This is a genomic window from Enterococcus dispar ATCC 51266 (genome assembly GCF_000406945.1).
Lineage (GTDB): Bacteria > Bacillota > Bacilli > Lactobacillales > Enterococcaceae > Enterococcus_C > Enterococcus_C dispar.
Genome location: NZ_KE136354.1, coordinates 622,683 through 645,948, shown reverse-complemented (window position 1 = coordinate 645,948; position 23,266 = coordinate 622,683). Strand labels below are relative to the sequence as shown.

The 23,266-nt window shown below is 34.3% G+C and carries 21 protein-coding genes and 1 pseudogene; 9 read left to right on the top strand and 13 right to left on the bottom strand.

Translation table 11 applies throughout. The features are described 5' to 3' along the window. Positions 1-155 precede the first annotated feature (155 nt). The 9 genes and pseudogenes from RK01_RS03140 to RK01_RS03100 form a co-directional block, all read right to left on the bottom strand. Positions 156-986, bottom strand: coding sequence for a phosphoenolpyruvate hydrolase family protein (locus RK01_RS03140; protein WP_002390847.1), 831 nt, complete (start codon positions 984-986; stop codon positions 156-158). After that, positions 979-2,208: a Tm-1-like ATP-binding domain-containing protein gene (locus tag RK01_RS03135; RefSeq protein ID WP_002390848.1), complete on the bottom strand. Its 1,230-nt coding sequence runs from the start codon at positions 2,206-2,208 to the stop codon at positions 979-981. The genes RK01_RS03140 and RK01_RS03135 overlap by 8 nt, the downstream gene beginning before the upstream one ends. Before the next feature lie 99 nt (positions 2,209-2,307). Further along, entirely contained in the window at positions 2,308-3,498 is a 1,191-nt protein-coding gene (locus tag RK01_RS03130) for a phosphoenolpyruvate hydrolase family protein (RefSeq protein ID WP_016171830.1), read from the bottom strand. A 331-nt stretch (positions 3,499-3,829) separates the two neighbouring features. Further along, the gene (locus RK01_RS03125; protein WP_016171829.1) at positions 3,830-4,756 is read right to left on the bottom strand and encodes a conjugal transfer protein; all 927 of its coding nucleotides are present in this window, start codon (positions 4,754-4,756) and stop codon (positions 3,830-3,832) included. 18 nt (positions 4,757-4,774) lie between these two features. Further along, positions 4,775-5,725: a bifunctional lytic transglycosylase/C40 family peptidase gene (locus tag RK01_RS03120; RefSeq protein ID WP_428829707.1), complete on the bottom strand. Its 951-nt coding sequence runs from the start codon at positions 5,723-5,725 to the stop codon at positions 4,775-4,777. A gap of 50 nt (positions 5,726-5,775) precedes the next feature. Continuing rightward, positions 5,776-7,899, bottom strand: a complete 2,124-nt coding sequence (locus tag RK01_RS03115; RefSeq protein WP_016171827.1) for an FUSC family protein — start codon at positions 7,897-7,899, stop codon at positions 5,776-5,778. Between the two features lie 4 nt (positions 7,900-7,903). After that, a pseudogene (locus tag RK01_RS03110) lies at positions 7,904-8,107 on the bottom strand (ATP-binding protein); the annotation flags it as partial. Continuing rightward, a complete protein-coding gene (locus tag RK01_RS03105) occupies positions 8,071-8,463 on the bottom strand; it encodes a hypothetical protein (RefSeq protein WP_010776390.1) in 393 nt (130 codons plus the stop codon). The gene RK01_RS03105 and the pseudogene RK01_RS03110, both read right to left, overlap by 37 nt. After that, positions 8,464-9,735 carry a murein hydrolase activator EnvC family protein gene (locus RK01_RS03100; protein WP_016171826.1) on the bottom strand — a complete coding sequence of 424 codons (1,272 nt, stop codon included), beginning with the start codon at positions 9,733-9,735 and terminating at the stop codon, positions 8,464-8,466. It lies immediately after the preceding gene. A gap of 250 nt (positions 9,736-9,985) precedes the next feature. Between RK01_RS03100 and RK01_RS03095 the strand changes: the two genes are divergently transcribed. Further along, positions 9,986-10,396: a NusG domain II-containing protein gene (locus tag RK01_RS03095; RefSeq protein ID WP_010776392.1), complete on the top strand. Its 411-nt coding sequence runs from the start codon at positions 9,986-9,988 to the stop codon at positions 10,394-10,396. A 977-nt stretch (positions 10,397-11,373) separates the two neighbouring features. Here RK01_RS03095 and RK01_RS03090 read toward each other — a convergent pair. From RK01_RS03090 to lgt, 4 genes are all read right to left on the bottom strand, one after another. Further along, positions 11,374-13,467 (bottom strand): heavy metal translocating P-type ATPase, encoded by a 2,094-nt coding sequence (locus RK01_RS03090; protein WP_010776393.1) that lies wholly within the window; start codon positions 13,465-13,467, stop codon positions 11,374-11,376. A gap of 154 nt (positions 13,468-13,621) precedes the next feature. Next, on the bottom strand, positions 13,622-13,801 hold the full coding sequence (locus tag RK01_RS03085) for a DUF2933 domain-containing protein (protein ID WP_002363628.1): 180 nt from the start codon (positions 13,799-13,801) through the stop codon (positions 13,622-13,624). Continuing rightward, entirely contained in the window at positions 13,801-14,028 is a 228-nt protein-coding gene (locus RK01_RS03080; RefSeq protein ID WP_010776394.1) for a DUF2933 domain-containing protein, read from the bottom strand. Before RK01_RS03080 ends, RK01_RS03085 begins: the two co-directional genes overlap by 1 nt. Next, a complete protein-coding gene (gene lgt / locus RK01_RS03075; RefSeq protein WP_010776395.1) occupies positions 14,012-14,815 on the bottom strand; it encodes a prolipoprotein diacylglyceryl transferase in 804 nt (267 codons plus the stop codon). Before lgt ends, RK01_RS03080 begins: the two co-directional genes overlap by 17 nt. A 159-nt stretch (positions 14,816-14,974) precedes the next feature. Here lgt and RK01_RS03070 point away from each other — a divergent pair, with 159 nt between their 5' ends. The 8 genes from RK01_RS03070 (at position 14,975) to RK01_RS03030 (ending at position 23,221) form a co-directional block, all read left to right on the top strand. Continuing rightward, positions 14,975-15,586 (top strand): TIGR01906 family membrane protein, encoded by a 612-nt coding sequence (locus tag RK01_RS03070; RefSeq protein ID WP_025192750.1) that lies wholly within the window; start codon positions 14,975-14,977, stop codon positions 15,584-15,586. Positions 15,587-15,631: 45 nt separating this feature from the next. Beyond that, entirely contained in the window at positions 15,632-15,991 is a 360-nt protein-coding gene (locus RK01_RS03065; RefSeq protein WP_010776396.1) for a BlaI/MecI/CopY family transcriptional regulator, read from the top strand. Next, the gene (locus tag RK01_RS03060) at positions 15,975-18,434 is read left to right on the top strand and encodes a heavy metal translocating P-type ATPase (RefSeq protein ID WP_016171824.1); all 2,460 of its coding nucleotides are present in this window, start codon (positions 15,975-15,977) and stop codon (positions 18,432-18,434) included. The genes RK01_RS03065 and RK01_RS03060 overlap by 17 nt, the downstream gene beginning before the upstream one ends. Then, entirely contained in the window at positions 18,431-18,652 is a 222-nt protein-coding gene (locus RK01_RS03055; protein ID WP_016171823.1) for a heavy-metal-associated domain-containing protein, read from the top strand. Before RK01_RS03060 ends, RK01_RS03055 begins: the two co-directional genes overlap by 4 nt. 84 nt (positions 18,653-18,736) lie before the next feature. Further along, the gene (locus tag RK01_RS03050; protein ID WP_016171822.1) at positions 18,737-20,263 is read left to right on the top strand and encodes a multicopper oxidase family protein; all 1,527 of its coding nucleotides are present in this window, start codon (positions 18,737-18,739) and stop codon (positions 20,261-20,263) included. A 23-nt stretch (positions 20,264-20,286) separates the two neighbouring features. Beyond that, entirely contained in the window at positions 20,287-20,970 is a 684-nt protein-coding gene (locus RK01_RS03045; RefSeq protein WP_016171821.1) for a response regulator transcription factor, read from the top strand. Next, on the top strand, positions 20,967-22,358 hold the full coding sequence (locus tag RK01_RS03040; RefSeq protein ID WP_016171820.1) for a sensor histidine kinase: 1,392 nt from the start codon (positions 20,967-20,969) through the stop codon (positions 22,356-22,358). The genes RK01_RS03045 and RK01_RS03040 overlap by 4 nt, the downstream gene beginning before the upstream one ends. A 275-nt stretch (positions 22,359-22,633) precedes the next feature. Then, complete coding sequence (locus tag RK01_RS03030; RefSeq protein WP_016171819.1) at positions 22,634-23,221, top strand: YdhK family protein; 588 nt, start codon at positions 22,634-22,636, stop codon at positions 23,219-23,221. The last annotated feature ends 45 nt before the right edge of the window (positions 23,222-23,266 follow it).

Below are 23,266 nucleotides of genomic sequence, written 5' to 3'. Positions count from 1 at the left end.
TTAACTATATTTTAAAAAAAAGTATCTAGTATGTTATATATACTGATTTCTTACAAAATCGTCAATATATGCTAGAAACAAATTTCATTAGATGTCCCAATTAGAAAAACCAAGAAAATTTTTATTAACGATTTTGATATAAAAAACAAACTCTATTAATTCTTAATCTTTTTAAATGCAGCTGTTTGTTCTCTGATACCTTTTTCAGCTGCAAAGCGCTCAATACTGGAAGCACCAAAGAAACCATCAATTCCCTTTGTTTTTTCAATAATATATTTAGCATCTTCGGGTTCAGCAATTGGGCCACCATGGCAAATTACCATGATTTCAGGGTTCACTTTTCTACCGGCATCAATAATTGCTTCAATTTTTTCTACACAATCGTCAAGGGTCAATGCTGTTTTGGCACCAATTGTACCTTTAGTGGTTAATCCCATATGTGCAACTAGAATATCCGCTCCAGCTTCTGCCATTTTTCGGGCTTGTTCAGGATCAAAGACATACGGTGTTGTTAACATGTCTAATTCATGTGCTTTTTTAATCATATCAACTTCTAAATCGTACCCCATCCCAGTTTCTTCCAAGTTTTGTCTAAATACACCATCGATTAAACCAACTGTAGGAAAATTTTGAACTCCATTAAATCCTTGTTCTTTCAACTGTTTCAAATAGATCTCCATTACTCGGAAAGGATCCGTTCCGCAAACACCGGCCAATACAGGCGTTTCATTCACAACGGGCAAAACTTCTTGTCCCATCTCAACAACAATTTGATTTGCATCTCCATAGGAAAGAAGGCCTGCTAATGAACCTCTCCCTGCCATTCTGTAACGACCAGAGTTGTAAACAATCAACATATCAGCTCCGCCAGCTTCACTACTTTTTGCAGTAATCCCTGTTCCAGCGCCTACGCCAACAAGAATCTCTCCCTTATTAACTTTCTCTTTAAAATTCGTAATGACTTCTTTTCGTGTTTGACTATTCATTGATTATGTCTCCTTCTTTATTCATTAAATTAATTAATTGTTGCGCAGAAAGTTCTGCAAATTCCTTATTATTTATTGCTTGTTCTTTTTCAATTATTCTTACATTGTCATTGTCAAGATTTTCCTTAATTGATTCAATTAGCGCTTTATCAGCTTCTGGATAATAGAATGGGCCATCTACAACATCAATAGAAGAAAAACCACCGTTTGGGATAAGCAGTACTGTCTCTATCTGTGCCATATTCAATTTTTTTGCTACGATTTTGCCCAATTCTCGACTTTCTTCAACAGAAGTTCTCATCAGAGTTACTGTTGGGTTATGCTTATAGAAGTTCCTATTTTTGAACTTCTCTGGAACTGTATCAAATGGTCCAAAATTTACCATATCCATTGCACCTAAAGATACAACTTGAGGAACTTTTGCTAAAGCTGCAGCTTCTAACCTATTTTCACCTGCCTTTAAAACTCCACCGACCAACTCGTCGGCCCATTCAGTCGTCGTCAAATCAAGTACTCCTGCAAAATACCCATCCGAAACTAGAGATTCCATGGTCTGACCGCCAATCCCAGTTGCATGAAATACCAATACTTCGTAACCATTTTGCTCAAGATATTCTCGAGCAAAATTTACAGCAGGCGTTGTCACACCAAACATAGTAGCGGCCACTAGAGGATGTTCATCCACTTCATTTTCAATACGATAATTTAGCAATCCAGCTATCGCTGAAACAGCATTCCCAAAAATTCGTTTTGATATCTTATTTAATCCTGATACATCTACAATTGAAGGCATCATGATGATGTCACTGGTCCCAACATAAACACTAGTATCTCCTGAAGCGACTGTTGAAACAATCATTTTGGGAATACCAATCGGTAATTTTCTCATGCCAGGTGCCACAAGCGAAGTCCCGCCAGTTCCCCCAAAGGATAGAACCCCATCAAAAAGCCCTTTTTTAAATAGTTTAGGAAGCAACTGTTCTAACCCTTTAGACAAAACATCCGTGGCATAAGCTCGATCATTGCGCTTACGGATTGTCTCAATATTTTCTTGAACCTCGGCAGCAATTTCAGAAACATCAACATCTGGAGTAAAAAATGGTTCAAATACCCCTGTATGAATGGTAAATACATTCAAATCAAGTTTTTCTAAAAGCTGTTTAATGTACTGGTACTCTGTCCCTTTTGAATCAAAAGTTCCTACTAAGGCAACAGTTTTCAATCGTTTTTACCTCCTTATTTAGTCACAGTTAACTGCTTACAAGTTGATTATAGGTATATCAGGACCGATTGAAAACGTTTCACATCGTGATGAAATAGTTTATATATTAGATTCTCTGTACTTTTTTGGTGATTGTTTCATATATTTTTTGAAAATCTTATTAAATTGTGCGTAATCAGAATAACCGACGCTACTTGCAATTTCTACCAATCTTAAGTTCGTTGAGTTCATTAATTCAATAGCCTTATTTAGCCGAAACTTGATTAGGTACTCAGTAAAACTTACACCTACTTTTCGTTTAAAAAGATCACTTAGATAGCTTGAAGATAAATTGGTAAAATCTGCTAAATCACTAATATAAATGGTTGTCGAATAATTTTCACTTATGTATTTTTTTACAAAGTCAACATAATCATAATATTTTTCAATACCTTCTAAAATCTGGATAGTTAAGTTATCGTGTTGTGTGTGCGTAGCATCTTTGAATGATTTAATCTGAGAAGAGAGGATTTGTTCTGAATTAATTCTTTCGAAGGTTGATCCACCAATATATCCCTTTATTTCAGGAAATTTATTATAAATGTAGCGCACTTCTGTTAAGTCATTTATTGGACCGCCGTAAACCATGATGATGCTCTTCGATTTCCGCTCAATCAACTTTGCACAAATTTCTTGAATAGTACTGAGCATATTTTCAAAGGAGTGCATTTTTTTTGCACCTAAATTTCCTCCTTCAGTAAGACCTAAGTGTATACACACAATATCTGGTCCAACCTTATCCATTTGTTCAGCTTCCTTCTTATTTGTTACAAACCCCATAGTAAATAACCCATTATTTTTGGCAAGCTCTATAAACTCTACCTCTTGAAAAAAGGTAATTTCCTCTTCTTCTAGAGCCTCTCTAAACTTGCCATCAATCAAACTAACCGTCGGATAATTTACAACCCCTGCAAAATTGTATTCTTTGATATAACGAATCAATTCATCTGATTTTATTAAGGGATCCGTTGCATTTACTCCAAATAATACAGGGAAATCATCCAACACAGGCAACAATTCTTTTGTAGAAAATTCCTTTACTAGGTCATTACTGTTAGCAAATGGTAAATAACCTCCCAGTGAACTCCTCCCCATTTGTCTGAATTTGCCCGAATTTAAGGCTAGTATTAAATCTGCTCCACCTTGTTTAGCGTTAACTGCACTCATCCCAGTTGCCGTAGCAATACCTAAAAGAAACTTGCCACCATAAATCTGCCTTTTTAATTTGCTTAAAATGACTTCTCTTTTCATTGTACCAACCACACTTTCATAAAAAGTTTCTTTCTACCACTCCAGTATACTTCAATAGTAAAATATCTCAACGATTGAAAAAAGACGTACAAGAAGACCTATATCCAAGCGTAATCAATACCTTCCACAGTTTTTTTACAAAACTATATTCGTTCAAAATTACTTGTATATGAGTATTAGCCCACTATCTGAATTATTACCTCATCATTTCATTTCTAAAAAACTATATCGATTCTGATATATGAAATATAAATTACAAGGAACCGCATCATTTACGATACGGTTTCCCATGACTAATTTACAATACTCAAAAAACTAGGTTAGTCATCTCTTAGTTATAAATCTTTTTTTTTGATTCAATAATCATCCAGGTTCCGTATTTTTGTATTTTCAATCTATATTGAAAATAATTAATTGCTTTTGAAAAAACATCGCAGTATTTCACATCAACATTGACTTGAATATCTTCGCCAATTCCTTGAAAAACAGTGTTAAATATTTCCACAAATTTTAAGTTAGAGTTGATTGGTTGCATTGCATCAGATTTTACGTAATAATCGAGTTCATTTTCTGATGCGGTCGGATAAAGCTTGAAAAATGTCTCTAGAAATTCAGTGATTTCTTCCGTTGTTTTGGCATCAATTTCTGAGTCACTTTCTACTTGTTTTACTTCATACTCCGCTTTTTCTGGTTTTGCAACCATGGTAGGCAAACTCGTTACAACATGATTCCCATTTTCATCTTCAAAGATCGTCACTCGATAAGCAGAAGAAACTGATTGTGTCTTTTTCCCCTCTGTAATCTTTTGATCTACTAAAAATGAAACGACAAATTCCTCCGAGCTCTTCTCAACGTCTAAGATTTTTACGGATTGAACTTCGGAACTAGTGGGAATATCCGCTCGAACCATCTCTTGGGTTAAAGCGAGACCTTCTTCTGTGAGGTACTGTCCGAGATTACTCATTCTCTTTTCAATTACATCTTTATTATTCTTCCATGAAAAGTAATCTTTCGAAAAATCCTTCGTAAAACTTTCAACGCCAGAAGTATTCACTACCTTCTCTTGTACAACTATTTTTTCATGAGTCGTGTGTTGATCAATAGCAGTGAAATTTTTGTAGATGCCAAAAACAAGGCTACAAGTCAACAAAAGCCAAAGAGCAAGTACCATTTTTCGATGCTTGCCCACTGAAAAGATTCGTTCTTTCTTCTTTTTTTGAATCTTTTCCTTTTGATTCCGTTCAATTTTTATCTTCATTATTTTTCCTCTTTTCTCTTATTTGTACCGTCCAGCTCCGATAAGATGCTGCTGCCAATAGTTTTCCGTTAGATTCGTCCAACCTACTGGATCTCCCGCGTGATACATGCGATTCTCCCCTGCATAAATACCGACATGGGTTACATAAGTACCGGCATCATAGGTTGAATGAAAGAAAACCAAATCACCTGGTTTGGCATCTTTTAGATCAATATGGGTCATGACATCATATTGATCCTGAGCCACCCGTGGGAGTTTCAAACCAACTTTGGCATAACACCATTGGGTCAATCCACTACAATCAAACCCCGTTTCGGGACTTGATCCACCAAATACATAAGCTGTTCCTTCATACTTAAACGCCTCGTCAAAAATTCTTTGGACGGTTTTATCATCAAACTGTGTTGTAGTTAGGTATTGCTTCACTAATAAGCAATAAAACATATTGCCATAGTTATACCGCCAACCACCATTTTCTTTAACCGCGATGGGATTTGGGTAATCGACTTTTTGACCACCTGATTTTCCCTTTGAAAAAGATTCTGCTAAAGCAAAACTGTGCTTCTTCCCGTTTTTCGCAACATAATCCAGATACCCGCCACCATAGTTATAGGCCTGAATGATACTATCTTGATCGCAACCTAATTCTTTAGAACGCTTAACCAAAGACGCAAAATAGAGACACCCTTGTTTGATGGATGCCTCGGTACTTAATGAATTCGGTGGTAAGCCGGCTGACTCAGAACTCTGCATAACGTCTTCCATTGTGCCACCAGATTCCACTTGAATAATCGCCAAAAGAATTGGGACATACTCTGAGATATCCGATTCTTTAGCATATTTTTCCACCATTGTACGGTGTTTCAATACTTCTTCTGAGACACTACTTCCCCCAGGAGTAGTGCCAGAACTATCACTTCCTTCACTGTCTTCCCCAAACAACAAGCCCACACACATCAAGATGCCCATAAAGGAGATGGTCAGAAAAGCTAGCGAAATGGCACTTACTTTCTTTACATTCATTTTTTCTCACCCGACCTTGATTTCGGATGGGGATTCATTCTTTTTTGTACTTTTTGATTGGTTCGCTTTGAAAGAGTAGACCGCTGTTTCACTTGTTGGAAATAATTTTTCTTACTTGATGATTGGCTTTTCCCTTTTGAAATGATTTCTTGACTAGCGAGTTTTCGTTTGATTTCGGAATTCGAATTTACTCTCTTAGTCCGCTTTGGTGCTTCTTTTTTCAGCGTCCTATCTTTTTGAGATTGAGCCGCTTTATCTATTGAAACATTTTCCCTTCTTTTCCCATGGCGATTCCCTGTTTCGTTTAATACTTTACGCTTTTCAGCCATTTTCTCGTCTCTACGTTGTCGTTGCTTTTCTCGTAACTCTCCTCGATCTGCTTTTTCTTGAACCAGTCCACGCTTGAACTCTTCTGGTGCTTTTTTCGTCTTTTCGATTCCTTTATAGAGGTTGCATTTCAAGTTAGTTGGTGTATTTCGTACCTGATCCTTTACTTGTTTGGTCTTATCTTTCACCAAAGCTTGGGTATCCAGAACTTTGCCTATTTTTCTCCCGGCCAAATTCATTCGAGATTGTTTTTTATTATTTGAAATTGGATTTTCCTTATTCAAGTCAGATGGTACCTCGTGATCGTTAGCTAATCGTGAATTCTTTCGTAGAGCAGAACCGGATGGCTTAAATTTGGATTTCGATTGTTCCTTTGACAACTTATTTCCAACTACTGCACCTCCACCAAAAGCTAAAGTTCGCCCTACATTTCGATTGAGTTGCCGCAATTTTCGATTCATTAACATTTGGGGTTTCCGCATAACACGTCTGCCCATTGATTGGCTATCATTACTTTGGAGATTGAACATACTCATAATGTCACCCAATTTGAAATAGATGCCGGCAAAGGTCACAATTTGTAGAAAGGCTACCATAAAGAATGGATAGGTTGCGGAAATGTTGAAAAACATCGTGGAAATACTAAATGCAGTCGTAATGACTAATGTTACTCCCGCTCGCATCATAATCGTATTAAATAAGCGAATAATCGCCTTCTTTCCCAAACTTTCATAAGTTGGCAACATGGACAATAAAAAACTGATAGGAAGAAACATCGCAAAGATAATGAAGAGAATTTGCGAGAATAACATAATCCCTGTCAGTAGAAAAACAAAGAAGGAGATACCAATGTTGAACAACACCAAAAAGACCACGGTCCCTAATCGGTTCATGGTCTTGGTGATACTTAAATTCGCATTGTCATTGTCTTCAATCTCCGCTTTGACTGCTTCTTCCCGATCTTTGCCTTTGTTTTCATCTGGACTTACAGATAGAATCTTGTTGACCCGGTCTTCGCCAATTTCTTCTATGTTGGAATCATCAAATTGCAATAGTAACCAGGGTTGTTGGACTTGAATGGAAAACAAGCTATCTCGAATCAAGTCCACACTATCTTTTCCTTGGCTTTCCGAATTCGGTACAACAATCTCGGTCCCAAGGGTAAGGGACGCTTCACTAACATCTGAGCTAAAGTCATTGATTTTTGTGATATAGGTGGGCGCATACGCAATGAACGAACCTGAAAGTAGAAAAATCATCACAAAATTTAATACGGCTCGAACTGCTTTGGTAGTTTCTCGTTTGAGTAGACCCGTATACGCCACATAAACTCCTAGAGCTAAAATCATTAATAATAGAAACCCAAAGTAAAAACCCGAGGTCTGAAGTCCATTTTCGGTAATGCCGGCTAAGGTTTGAATGTTTTTCCCAATACTTTCAGCTGTGTCTGAAATGAAATCCAACTTGTAAGCTTCTTGAACTACATAACCCGTGGCATTCGACAAATACAGACTCACAGTCCAAATAAAATTAGTAATGGCATAAAGACCATACATTACGCTCTTGCCTAAGCCATCACCCCAATTCCAAGGTAACCAATCCCATGAACTATCCACAAAGAAATCTAGTTGATAGTTGTTCAGTGAATATTGAGAATATAAATTTCCTGCTTCAACTGTATCATCAACCAGACCTGTCGCCTCTGCTACCGTACCGACTAAACTCAATAGAATTGTCAGGATGATGATGCTAATAAAAACGATTGCCACAATCCGAAAAAGTTTCTTTTTCATCCCCTCACTCCATTCTCTCTTGAACCGGTGGACGGGTATCAAAAGCATGGAAGAGTTCTTCAAAGACTGGATGAACTTGGACCACACCCACTCGACCATACAAATCTTGCATCAAGCATTGACCGTTTTCCAAATCTCGCAAGCGTTTTTGGTTGTTTTCATCTCCTTGATCTAAGCCAAAGAATTCCAAAGTCTTCTTGATTTCATAGTTCCTGCTCCCGTGAGAAGTGAGATGTTATCCAATCCTTTAAGTACTGGTAACGATATTTTCACTGATGGTATGTTAATTCCACCAATTACAGGAAGCTCTGTATTATCAAATTGGGTTTTTAATACTAGCTCATTTGATATTGATTCTACAGAGTCAAAATCAAAGTTTCCTGATTTCTTTAAATTTTTTTCGAGTTTCTCCTGAGTGAAATTTGTAAGATTGTATTGTTTCGTTCGTTGACTCAACATGTACGATCGAATTTGATTATTGAAAATCAATCCAAAACCAATAACCAACATTACTACCATTAACACATTAATAGTAATTCTTTTTAGTTTGCTTCTTTTATACATCTATATTCCAAGTAAAGGTGCAGGATCAACAAATCCAGTCCAATTTTGACTTGTTGCTACACTAAAATGGAGATGAACGCCTGTAGAATTTCCTGTTGTTCCCATCACACCGATAGTCTGTCCAGCACTAACTGTTTGTCCTGCAGATGCGACAAGGCTACTCATATGAAAATAGTATGAATAGTAGCCGTCACCATGATCGATAATAATGTAATTTCCTGCAGTTGCTTCAAAAGCTGCTTGCAAAACAGTTCCACTCCTAGTTGCTAGAATTGGAGTATTTGATGTACCACCCATGTCGATCCCCTTATGAAAAGTTCCAGAGATACCAGTAGGGTCTGGTCTAGAACCAAATGGACTTGTCACAATAATGTTAGATACTGGTGCTCCCCACCCTGATGTACTTGGGGTTGGTGCTGGTTTCACATCAGTTATATTAGGATTGCTTATTGAAGGTTTAGAATCAACAACTTGATTAGTTGAATTTACATTAGACGTTTCTTTTTTTATTAATTCAGCTTCTTGGGCTTCTAATATCGCTTGTGCTTCGGCTTCTTTTCTCTTCTCTTCCTCTAAAACTCTTAGCTCTTCCTGCTTCTTTTTTTCAGCTTCAATTTTTTGAATTTCAAACTTTTCTTTTTCAGCTTTTTCAGTTGCCAAAGTTGCAGAGATTCCTTTTATCTTAATATCTTGGTCTAATTTGTCATTTGCAAGGGCCATTTCTTTCTCTTCTAATTCATTCGTCTTTTTTTCAGCCTCAATTAATTTATTTTCAATATCATTTTCTAATATTTCTAATTTTTCTTTGTCATCTTTTTGGGCACTCATTATCTCGTTATTTGCATTTACAAGTTTTGCCATGCCTATTGTTTTATTAACAACATCAGTTAAAGATTCTGAATTGATCAATAATGAAAGAACGGACCCGTTTAATTGATTCACTTGCGCATTTCTGGCTTGTTTATCTATCACTTCGTCTCTACGTTCAATCTTTTGTTCAAGCTCAGTAATTTCATTTCCCAAACTGTTAAGCTCTTCTTCAAGAGAGTTTTTCTCATTTAACGCATTTTGGTATTCATTTTGTAGAGTAGAAATTCGGTTATTCAATTCTGCCAAATAAGTTTCTGCTGACTGCTGATCTTTAACAATAGTTTCGATTTCTCTATCTTTTTCTTGTATTTTTTCATCAATTGTTTGTGCAGCAGCAAAAGTACTGTTACCAAAAACTGAGAGTAAGACTACTAAAGATACTAAAATAAGCGACTTCTTCAAACTAATCTTTCACTTCTTTCCTGTTTTACTTAAAATTGTCAGAGTTCATTAATTTTATTAATCCTCCTTTCAAACTTTATATTTTTGGGAAATATTACCCTTTAAAACGAAAAACTATATCTATTAAACTCTGAAGTTAGAATTAAGGTAACTAATAGTTATGGAGATTTTATGTAAAAATTTGAAAGCTCCATAAAAATCACATAATTGTAATGTATGATATAGAAAGTTAATATAGGAGATAATAAATATGCATAGTTTTAGAAAAATGTTAAAACCTTGGGATATTATCCTCATTATCCTGATATCAATCTCTTCATTTTCTCCCGTAGGCATTGCTGCTTGGAAAGCGTCTGTCAAAAGTGATTCAAATAAAATGACAGAAGTTATTGCAGTAGTTAAAATCGATGGGAAAATAGTAGATGAGTTTAACTTAACTACTACCAAAAAATCGTTTGAGAAAACTTATTACCCGGCCAAAGAGAAATATAACATTATTGAAGTTGCTCCTGGAAAAATTCGAGTTAAAGAAGATAACAGCCCAGACCAAGTTGCAGTTCGTACTAGTTGGATTAGTAGACCAGGTGATACGAGTATCTGTCTTCCCCATAAACTTATTATTGAAGTATTAGGTGTTGATGAAAATCCATTAATTTACTGAAATTTTTTCATGCCTACACTGCTCAACATCAATTTATCAATACAGAACTTGAATTATGGAGGATTGCTACAGATGAACAAGGATTTTGACAAACAGTCAAGTGACAAATTACAAACAAAAAAAGAGATAAAATTAGGACCATAGTTTTATCTCTTTTGATAACGATTTTTTTTAAAGGATTGGCTGTAACAGCTAATAACCAACTTAGTAACGAGTCTTTAAAAAATATAAAAGTAGAAACCGTTAATAGTTGGAACCATATGAAGAATTACAACAACAAATCTTTCAAAGACTAGATCTCTCAATTAATTGATGAGCTAATGAGAGAAGTTTTAAGAAAAAATTGTATTTGTCAACCTTGCTCTTGCAGATGAAAGTAGTTCTCTTTTTATAAAAAATTTTACCGGGAAAGAATATTTAAAAAGAAATTTTACTATATTATCACTAGGAGAATTGTTATAACGCATGATTTCAACTCTCTATTAAGTAGTCACTAAATCTATTTTATAAACTTTAAATAGTGTGGAAATACCATTTTTTTACTTAAATCAACACACTTGCAGAAATTATTACTGTTATCCATAAAATAAATCAAGGTTAATTCAACTTAAAAGAGGCTGACCCAAAAGTAACTTTTCATATTAATATCACGAAATTAACAAAACATAAATTCCCTAAAGTCAATGTTTTAACAAACTGATCTTATGGTTTTTTTTATGATCTTAAGGCTTTTGGAAAAGCCTTAAGATCATAAAAAACGAAATCCATATTATAAAATAATTGTTTAGATTACTAGTTCACTCTTATGTTTTACTACAATGGCGTTTTCTAGAAAAAATGATCCTATCTTTAAACTTCATTGAAAAAAACGGAGTAGAAAAATACTACTCCGAAAAAGTTATGTTATTAATTACAATAGAAATAGAGTATTTAAAGCATTTTATACAATTCTCAGAGCACTAATTTGAAATGATATTTTAATCAATCTTTAGTAGCATAGCATTTATAGCAACTATAACCGTACTCAGTGACATGAAGATAGCTCCAATAGCCGGGCTAAGAATAATACCCCAGCTTGCCAATATCCCAGCAGCCAATGGTATTGCTAAAATATTATAGCCTGCTCCCCACCATAAGTTCTGTACCATCTTTCTTTGAGTATTCTTTGCTAATGATAGAAAATGTAATATATCAGAAGGGTTACTTTTCACCAAAATAACATCTGCTGAATCTATCGCCACATCGGTCCCGGCACCAATAGCCACTCCAATGCTCGCTCTTACTAAACTTGGAGCATCATTGACTCCATCACCAACCATCATAACTATTAAGTTCTTATCTTTATATTCTTTTACAATTTTTTCTTTATCCTCTGGCATAAGTTCTGCGTGAACATCGTCGATTCCTAATTGTTTTGCAACAACTGAAGCAACTTGCTTATTATCCCCTGTTAACATTACAGGTTTAATCCCTCTGGCCTTCATTTTTTCAACCATGAGTTTTGCTTCCGGTTTTATTTGATCTCCTTGTGCTACTAGGCCAATACTCTGATCATCCAAAAGTAGAAAGCTAATTGAATTTCCTTGATTAGATAGATCATTAAACATCTGTTTATCATACGAAATACTTTTCTTGTTTAAATAAGAAACACTAACAATTTTTATATCTTTTCCATTAACTCGACCTTCCAAACCAATACCAGGTAAATTTGTTACATCTTCTGCTTTTGGAATAGTCAACTGTAGTTCATCTATCTTTTTCAATACACCAACTGAAAGTGGATGACTGGAATTTTGCTCAAGTGCTGCCATGAATTCAAGTACTTGTTCTTCAGTGTACTGAGTGCTAAATGAAAGATACTCATTAACTGCAAAATTACCCTCAGTCAAAGTTCCTGTTTTATCCATCATAATAACATCAACTTTTTTGGCAACTTCCAGTGCTTGACGGTTCTTAATCAATAAACCATTCTTCGCTCCCAGTGAAGTGGATCTAGCTGTTACTAAAGGTATAGCAAGTCCTAATGCGTGTGGACAAGCGATTATTAACACAGTAACCATTCTTTCTAGAGCTATATTCAAATCACCTGTAAGGACCATCCAAATTATGAACGCGCCAATACCGACAATCAATGCAACATAAAATAAAAGTTTTGCAACTTTATCTGATAAGGATTCCACTCTAGATTTCTCTTTCTGAGCGTTACTTACTAATTCCATAACTTGTGAAAGATAACCAGATTCTCCTGTTCCCGTTACTTCTACGGTTATTGTACCTGAACCATTTACCGATCCACCAATAACCTTATCATTCAATCCTTTTTGTACATCTTTTGACTCACCAGTTACCATAGATTCATTGACATTGGTATTTCCGGCTACAATAACTCCATCAGTTGGAATCTTTTCACCTGCTTTTACAAGTACTCTTTCTCCCACTTGAACGTCTTTCAGATCAACTTCTTTAGTATTGCCAGATTCATCTACTATTATTGCCGAGTTAGGTAGTAATTCTGCCATTTTTTGGAGCGCATTGCCAGCGTTGCTAATAGCATTCATTTCTATCCAGTGTCCTAATAGCATAATTAATATCAATGTAGCAAGCTCCCAGAAGAAATCCATTACGTGAGTATTACTCTTTGTTATATTATTAGCAATAAAAGCATATACACTGTATATGTAAGCAACAGATATACCTAATGAAATTAATGTCATCATTGCTGGATTCTTCATTTCTAATTCCATTTTAGCCCCTTTTAAAAAAGGCATGCCACCGTAAAAGAATAATATTGAAGCTAAGATTAGAACTATCCACTCAGATCCTTGAAAAGTTAATTGGAATGGCAGTTTTCCACCCATCATTGGAGATAATAGAATAATTGGGATGGAAAGAAAAAGAGATACAATGAATTTTACTTTAAGATTACCCATGTGCATTGAATGGTCCATTCCCCCATGTTCATGATTTGTATGATGCATTTTTTCATGATCATGTCCATTGTGATGATCTTCGTGATTCATGGTAGCATGATGATGTCCATTATGTTGAGAATGAGTTTCTTTATTAGACATGTTACGTTCCTCCTTAAATTCAACTTCAAAAACGACTACATTTGTAAACGATATGTTCACACTAATAATAACTGATTATTTTAGAATGTCAACTATTATACTTGCAGAAAGGATTTTGAGAAAATACAGCCCAAAAACTTTTTGGGCTGTTTTCCTATTTCAATTTAGATTTTAAATCACTTAACTCGCTACTTAAAATTTCATTTTGAGCTTTTAGATTTTCCAATTCCTTTTTCATCATTGGATCATCATTGTCACTTTTAGCAACTGAGTGCATTCCTTTCATCATAAAAATCATCATGATAGGACAAAGTAAAAGTAATAGCCACTGCATTAGATTCGCTCCTTAACTAAATTTTTTAAAATTGACACTTCTTCTTTTAATTGTTCTGTTTGTTTTCTCAAAAGTATCAATTCATGATTGGCTTCTGTATGCTTAGTATGGTCCTCTTCCTTATCATGATTATGCCCTCCATGTCCATGCCCTTTATGCATGAACATCATTGAAATGGGACAGATTAACAACAATAAAAATGGTAAATAATTAAGTATAGTTTCCATTATAGTGTTCCTCCTTATTTTTTTTTAAATAAAAATATACTAAAAGAGCGCTAAAGATCAAAGAAATAGATAGTACCTGTGCCATCCGTAAGTTTTGAGTCAACATCAAACTATCCGTTCTCAGGCCCTCTATCCAGAATCTTCCAATTGAGTACATGATAATATATACCAAGAAGAGTTGACCATTAAATGCCTTTCTCTTAATTAGTAATATCAATATGATGAGGACTCCTATATTCCATAAAGACTCATAAAGAAATGTCGGCTGTCTATAAGCTCCATCGATATACATTTGGTTTACAATAAAATTTGGCAACAAAAATCCTTTTAGAGCTTCTCTACTTATTTCACCACCATAAGCTTCTTGATTCATAAAGTTACCCCAGCGACCAATAATTTGACCGATCACAATGCTTGGAGCAACAATGTCAGCTACTTTCCAAAACGAAAGGTTTTTTTTTCTACAATAGATTACTCCTGTAGCAACCGCACCAATCAAGCCTCCATGAATAGCAAGTCCACCTTCCCATACTTTCAGAATGTCTACTGGATTTCTTATATAAGAATCTAATTCAAAAAAAACATAGTACAATCTAGCTGAAATTATAGAGACTGGCAATCCGTACAGCAATAAGTCAGAGATTACATCTTCTGATATCCCTTCTTTCTTTGCCCTTTTACTAGCAATAAAGTATCCTAACAAAATTCCGCTAACTATAAAAACAGCATACCAGTATATAGTAAACGGTCCAAAAGATATGAACACTCTATTGTATGGTTCTCTCAAAGTCATTCCTCCTTCTTGATCTTGCAATGACTATATCAGCCGATTATGGAAATTTTATGTAGAATCAAATTATTTTATATCTTTACGTCTATACATATTTTCTACATAATTCTCTATTATGATTCTCTCAAGGAGGGATGTACTATTCATATTAATCGATTGAAAATAGGATTTAGTTTTCTTACTATATTTGTCTTTGCTTTGTCGCATGCCATTTCAGTTACAATTAATTTTCCTGGTTTGCTCAAAATAAATTTGCTATTTCAAGATGCTTCAAATTTTGACATTTGGAATAGAAGTCAGGTGAATATTGATTTTAGGAATTTGATGAGCTACTTAAACAATCCCTTTCAAAAATCACTAAAATTTGATTATTTATTTCTATCTAATAGAGGAATTAATCATTTTAAAGATGTTAAATTGCTTTTCCAACTAAATTATTCCATTCTTATCTTGTCTGGATTAGTAGTATTTTGGTTATTCTACAAAAAAATCTTACTACGCGAACAAGCAAAAATAGTATCTCACTATCTTAAGATTTTTTGGATATCATTTTGTCTGATAGCATTACTATTCTTTGAAAAATCTTTTGTTGTTTTTCATGAATTATTTTTCACTAACAACGATTGGATCTTTAACTATGAAACAGATCCAATTATACTTTTCTTACCAGAATCCTTTTTTCTAGCATGTTTTGTATTAATTTTCTTGATAAATTTCTTTACGTTATCCAAAATCCACTTGCTATTTAATAAGAAAGATTTGGTTTAATAATTTAATACACTTGATGTTCCCACTAGCGAAAGGAGGATAAAAATGTCAAGTAGACAAATTCAAGTGACTAATTCTGAATTAGAAGTCCTAAAATTTATTTGGAAATCGGAACCTGTTCCATCTGGTTCTATTACACATGAAATGAAGTTATGTAATAATTGGCACCCATCTACCTCAAAAACGCTCATTAAAAGATTATTAAACAAACAAACAATTTGTTACAGTACAGTAAACAGGCGGCGCTATTATTCAGCAATAATTTCTGAACAGGAATTTTTATTATTTGAAATCCAACGAATAATGTCAGGAATGAATAGTGAATGTATTGCTGAAATAAGCAGCTATTTAGCTGAGTTGGATAACTCAAATAAAATGGAGGTAATTCATGATAACAAAACTTAATATTTATGGAATGACCTGCGCATCTTGCGCAGCAACAATAGAGAAGAGTATTGGTGAATTGAACGGGGTAAAATCAGCCAATGTCAATTTGGCTACAGAAATATTAAAATTGGAGTACGATGAAACCAAAATAAATAATCATACTATTATCAAGACAATGAAGAGTATTGGATATGATGCCGAATTACGGAGTCAAACTGAATCCACTAATTTTGGAATTAGTGGAATGACTTGTGCATCCTGTGCAAGTAAAATTGAAAAAGCAGTGTCTTCTATTGAAAATGTAACATATGCCAGTGTGAATTTAGCAACAGAAAAACTTTCACTAACTACTTCAGATCCAAATGTACTTAGCAAAGTTGATGAAGTTGTTTCAAAACTTGGCTATACTCTATATTCACTTGAGGAAAACACCGATCAGGAAGAAAAAAAGAAAAATGAGCTAAAAAATATTTGGAGACGATTCATTGTATCCACTATTTTCACAATACCCGTTTTGTATATTGCTGGTGCGCACATGCTCAATTTACCTCTTCCTCAAATAATTGATCCTATGGTAAATCCAATTACTTTCGCTTTAATACAGCTATTTCTCACTATACCTGTTATCTTTGTGAGTCATTCTTACTACACGATAGGATTTTCTTCGCTTATCAAAGGACATCCAAACATGGATTCTTTGATTGCTCTGGGTACAAGTGCTGCTTTCTCATATGGCGTTTTTGCAACTTGGCAAATCATTCAAGGAAACGATTCATATACAAATGAATTGTACTTTGAAGCAGCAGCAGTAATTTTGTCTTTGATAACTTTAGGAAAGTACCTTGAATCTTTAACAAAAGGAAAAACTTCTGAAGCTATAAAAAAACTCATGGGACTTGCACCTAAAACTGCAACAATAATTAGAGATGGCACTGAATTATCGCTTCCAATTGAAGCAGTTGTAGTGGGAGATACGATTATCACAAAACCTGGTGAAAAATTACCAGTTGATGGCATAGTTATTGATGGGAGAACTTCAATAGATGAATCCATGCTTACTGGTGAAAGCATACCTGTTGAGAAAAAAATTGGGGATAAAGTTATTGGTTCTAGTATAAATAAAAATGGATTAATTAAGTATGAAGCAACTCGAGTTGGTGAAGATACGACATTATCACAAATTATAAAATTGGTGGAAGATGCACAAACTTCTAAAGCTCCTATTGCAAAATTAGCTGATATTATTTCAGGTTATTTTGTGCCAATTGTAATTCTTGTCTCATTAGTAGCTAGCGTACTCTGGTTTATATCAGGACAGAGTATTCTATTTTCTCTAACTATTCTAATTTCAGTGCTAGTAATCGCCTGTCCTTGTGCTTTAGGTCTTGCAACACCAACTGCAATTATGGTAGGAACTGGTAAAGGAGCAGAAAATGGAATTTTAATTAAAAGTGGAGAAGCATTAGAAACTACCCATCAGTTAAAAACAATAATTTTTGATAAAACTGGAACAATAACTGAGGGGAAACCAATTGTGACCGATATCGTAACAACAGAAAATATTGACAAAAATTTCCTTTTATTTTTAGCTGCTTCTGCTGAAAAAGGTTCTGAACATCCTTTAGGTGAGGCAATTGTATTAGAAGCAAAGAAAAACAGCATTGAATTAGTTGATCCGACTTCATTCGAAGCTTTGTCTGGTTTGGGAATCAAAGCAAACTTAGATGGGCTAGACATTAGTCTTGGAAATGAAAAATATTTTGAAACCCAAAATATTGATATTAGTAAATTGAAAGAAGATTCAAACAGGCTAGCCTCTGAAGGAAAAACCCCTATGTTTATTTCAAACAATCAAATACTTCTTGGAATTATCGCCGTTGCAGACACCGTCAAACCAACTAGCATGTTTGCAATTGAACAACTAAAAAAACTAGGAATTAAAGTAATTATGTTAACAGGTGACAATAAGCGCACGGCAAAAGCAATTGCAAAACAAGTAGGTATTGATTATGTTATTAGTGAAGTATTACCTCAGGATAAAGCTCAACATGTAAAGACTTATCAGGCAGAAGGGCAAAAAGTTGCTATGGTTGGAGATGGTATTAACGATGCTCCAGCACTTGCTCAAGCAGACATAGGTATAGCAATTGGTTCTGGAACAGATATCGCAATCGAATCAGCAGATATAATATTGATGAAAGATGACCTTCAATCTGTTCCTACAGCAATTGAATTGAGCAAAAAAACAATCCGAAACATTAAGGAGAACCTCTTCTGGGCTTTTGCATATAATATATTGGGAATACCTGTAGCAATGGGAGTTTTATACATTTTTGGTGGCCCTCTTCTAAGTCCGATCATAGCTGGCGCAGCAATGAGCTTCAGTTCAGTCTCAGTACTTTTAAATGCACTTCGACTAAAAAAATTTAAACCAAGAACAAGAAAGAAGGAAACATTATGACATCATATATGCAAACTGTATCTATAGATGGAATGAAATGCACTGGTTGTGCAACAACTGTTAGAAATACATTAGAAACTAACAAGCCACTGTCTGTAGAAAAAATTGATTTGAAAAAAGGAATTGTTACTTTTAAAACGGACTCTAGATTATCTCTTACTTTAATCAATCAATTATTAAAAGATACTAAATATACAGCTACTAAAGAATTCAATTAATAAATAAAAGATGTGGAGATAATTACACAAAATCTCCACATCTTTTATTTATTCTATTTGTGAAATCAATATAGGAGGATTTTTATGAATAAACTAAGTAGAAATTGGATATTATTAATTGCTGCAATAGCATTAATACTTGGGGGATTAGGAATTTTTATTGTTCAGCAAAAAAATATTCGTACTTCCTTCTCAGATTCCCCATCAAAAGAAACAATGCAAGAAGAAAGACCTAATAGAAATACGATGGGAAATATGATGACAAACGAGCAAAATATTGAACTGAAAAATATTAGTCAGTCAGAGCAGCCCTTACTTATACCACCACTATTAGAACCTGGTTCAGAAGACGATGAAAATATATCTTATAATATAACTGCCAAAGAGGGCGAGTTTCAAATCAAAGAAGGAAAAAAAACAAAAACTTTAGGTTATAACCGTGATTTTCTAGGCCCTGTCATTAGAATGAAACAAGGCCAAAAAGTGACATTAACAACTACAAATCAATTGAAGTCTAAAACTTCATTTCATTGGCATGGCTTAAAAATCCCTTCAGAAGTTGATGGTGGACCTCATCAAGTCGTAGAACCCGGAGAGAAAAAAGTGATCTCTTTCACTGTCGACCAGGATGCCTCTACACTATGGTTCCACCCACATCCGGAAGGAGAAACTGCATCGCAAGTTTACAGAGGTTTAGCAGGATTAATGTATATAGATGATGAAAATTCGGATTCTTTAAATCTTCCGAACAATTATGGAAAGGATGATATTCCGCTAATAGTTCAAGATAAATCATTTGATTCCGATAACCAAATTGATTATGAAACCGATTTTTATTCGGATGGAACCCAAGGAGATACTTTGCTTGTAAACGGCACTATCAATCCTTATATTGAAGTAAATAGTAGATGGATGAGATATCGAATAATCAGTGGTTCCAACTCAAGAAATTTTACCTTTTCCTTAAAAGATAATCAACCATTTTACCAGATAGCATCAGATGGAGGTCTACTAAATTCTTCTACTAAATTGACTTCATTAACGCTATCACCCGGAGAACGTGCTGAAATTTTAGTAGATACTAATGATTACAAAAATGGTGATACTCTAAAATTATTGGCAAACAACACAGTTGCACTGACGATGAAAATAAATAAAAATAAATCGAATACCACCTTTGAGCCTTCAAAGAAGCTTAATTCTATAAAAGACATAGATACAGAAAATTTGGATAAACTAGATAGACAAAAAATAGATCTAAAAGGTATGTCGCATATGGTAAGTATTAATAATAAACAGTTTGATGCAGATAGAATTGATCTCTACAAAAGAGTGAACACTCAAGAAGTCTGGGAAGTAAACAACATTTCGGGCATGATGGGTGGCATGATCCATCCCTTTCATATTCACGGTGTTCAGTTTCAAATTATCTCAAGAAACGGGCAGCTCCCACAAGCTAATGAACGTGGATGGAAAGATACTGTTTTAGTAAATCCAGAGGAAACAGTTGAACTACTCGTAGAATTCGACCATGAAGGTGTTTTCATGTATCATTGTCATATATTAGAACATGAGGAATATGGAATGATGGGACAAATGGAAATAAAATAAATGTGGTAAAGGAAAGATTTTATATGAAAATTTTAATTGTGGATGATGAAGCTAAAATATTGGAAATCATTGACGCATATCTAGTCGCTAACAAATTCTCAGTTTATAAAGCAACAAATGGATCTATGGCATTAAGTAAGTTTGAATCTATTAATCCCGATTTGGTTGTATTAGATTTAATGTTACCCGATACGGATGGATTAACTGTTTGTAGAAAAATCAGAGAAAGTTCAAACATCCCGATCATTATGCTAACTGCCAAATCTGATGAAGAGGATATACTTACAGGACTTCAATTGGGCGCAGATGATTACATGGTAAAACCTTTTAGCCCTAAAGAATTAGTTGCAAGAATTCAAACAGTTTTACGCAGATCTGAGACATTAACGAATCCCAATAAACTCTCCATCAATAAGGGGGAGTTACTGATTTACCCAGAGAGTCGTCAAGTATATCTTCATCAAATTGAACTTAATCTTACAACAACGGAATTTGATATTCTATATACTTTAGCTTCTACTCCCAATAAAGTTTTTTCTAGAGGTGATTTGATAGAGAAAATTAAAGGAACAGAATTTGATGGATTAGATCGGAGCATTGACTCTCATATAAAAAATCTAAGACACAAAATTGAGGCTGATCCTAAAACGCCTAACTATATATTAACAGTGCATGGAACTGGTTATAGATTTGGTTATCAAAAATGAAAAAACGAACGATCAGAACGCAACTAACTGTTTCCTTTTTAGTAATAGCTACTCTAATTATAGGTTCCTTAAGCTTGATTACACTTGGCCTAACTAATAATCATTTCAGTAAATATGTAAACGAGCGACAAGAGGACTTGCTAAATCAATATGTAAACACAATTGATTTGCTTTGGATAAATAACAATGATACTTGGAATCTTGATGAACTCTCTACTCTCTCTGATAAAGCAATTGAAAGTAATTTCTATTTTTCTATAGAAGATAAACAACAAAATACCATTTGGGAACTTCAAGGAAAAAAATTGGAAGCAGCTCAAATAAAGTTAAAAGAGAACGCGTTAAGAGTATCTGAAACAAAAAGTGTAGAACTAGATAAGACCATTACAGTAACAAAAGATTTGATTAGTAATGATAAAGTATTTGGTGTAATAACATTTTATTATTTGGGGCCATTTGCATATACTGAACATGATGCAATGTTCATTTCAAGTATGAAGCAAAGTCTAATGTATGTAGCTTTTACTGCCTTTCTTGTTTCATTTATCTTTGCATCATGGATATCAAAAAGATTGGGCCTGCCTCTAAAACATGTAAGTGATTTGACACATCAACTAACACGAGGAGAATATTCATTAAAAATCCCACAAGAGACTTCAATCATTGAAATTAATTCGCTAATTGATTCATTAAACGATTTGAGTAGCCAACTTGAAAAACAAGCGGGTCTCCGCAAAAGATTAACTACGGATATTTCTCATGAATTACGTACTCCATTAGCTACTTTAAAAGGAAATATTGAAGCTATGATTGATGGAGTTTGGGAGCTAACTCCTGATCGTTTGCAGTCTTGTTATGATGAAGTAGATCGCTTAACTCGCCTAATAAAAAATATTGAACTAGTCAACAAAATCGAGACAAATTATGATAATTTGGAAAAAACTAATTTTGATTTATATCAACTTTGTGAATCTGTTATAGATAATTTTGCAAGTAAAATTGAAGAAAAAGCTCTAACTGTGAATGTACATGGCGAAAAAGTTAATCTTTTTGCAGATAAAGATAAAATAAATCAAGTACTAACAAACCTGTTAAGTAATGCCATCAAATTCACTCAAAAAGAAGGGAAAATAACATTCACAGTGAAGAAAGAAAACAAAAATGCTCTTTTGATTATTGAAGATAATGGCATTGGCATTGAAATTGATCAATTGACTCATATATTTGATCGATTTTATATGGCCGATCCTTCTAGGAGCAGAAATTTGGGTGGACAAGGTATTGGGCTTGCAATTGTAAAAAGTGTTGTAGAAGCACATAATGGTACTATTGAAGCAAAAAGTAATTTAGGATTAGGAACAATCTTTACTATTAGCATTCCTTTGTAATAAACCAGATGGAAAGGTGGTGAATTTATTGTTTCAACAACATCTAAAAATTTACAATTTGATTTGCGAATGCTGGGCTAAAAAGATATTTTATCAATTAATTTTTCTTGAACAAGTTGATAAAATACTTTTGGACATACAAACACGCTCTGTAATCGTATTCTCAAAAACACGTTTATCGATTGAATCTTTTGAGGAGACCCTTCAAACAAAACATTTTTTTGATTTTGAAATAGTCAGTGATTAACAAAAATTAATTATTATGGAGGTATTTCATGAAACGAAATATTAGTATTATATTCCTTAGCCTAGGTACAATTTTAACCCTGGCAGCTTGCTCCACTCCTAATACAACGAAATCATCTACAACTTCTTCTGAAAAAAATGAAACGACAATTAGTAGTACTATGGACAGTATGGCTGGAATGAATCATGATGGTGTTGTTCCTGATGGTATGAAAGACGACTCTAACCCAAAGTTTCCAATAGGAAGTTCTATTATATTATTGGACGATCATATGGATGGAATGAATGGTGCTGAGGGATATGTTGTAGGAGCTTACAAAACTACAATCTATGAAGTGAGTTATGATCCTACAAATGGTGGAGAAAAAGTAAGTAATCATAAATGGGTTGTACAAGAAGAACTCAAAGACCCAAGCAATATTGCAGCAAAGGGTGATACAGTCATATTGAACGCTGAACATATGGACGGAATGATGGGTGCAACTGCGACTGTTGATGATGCTATTAACGGTACAGTATACGTAGTTGACTACACACCAACCAATGGTGATGAGATGGTAAAAAATCACATGTGGGTAACTGAAGATGAAATGAAAATTAATGAGAAAGGAGAATAAAAAATGACAAAAAAAGCGAAAATATTGTTTATTAGTATGAGCATT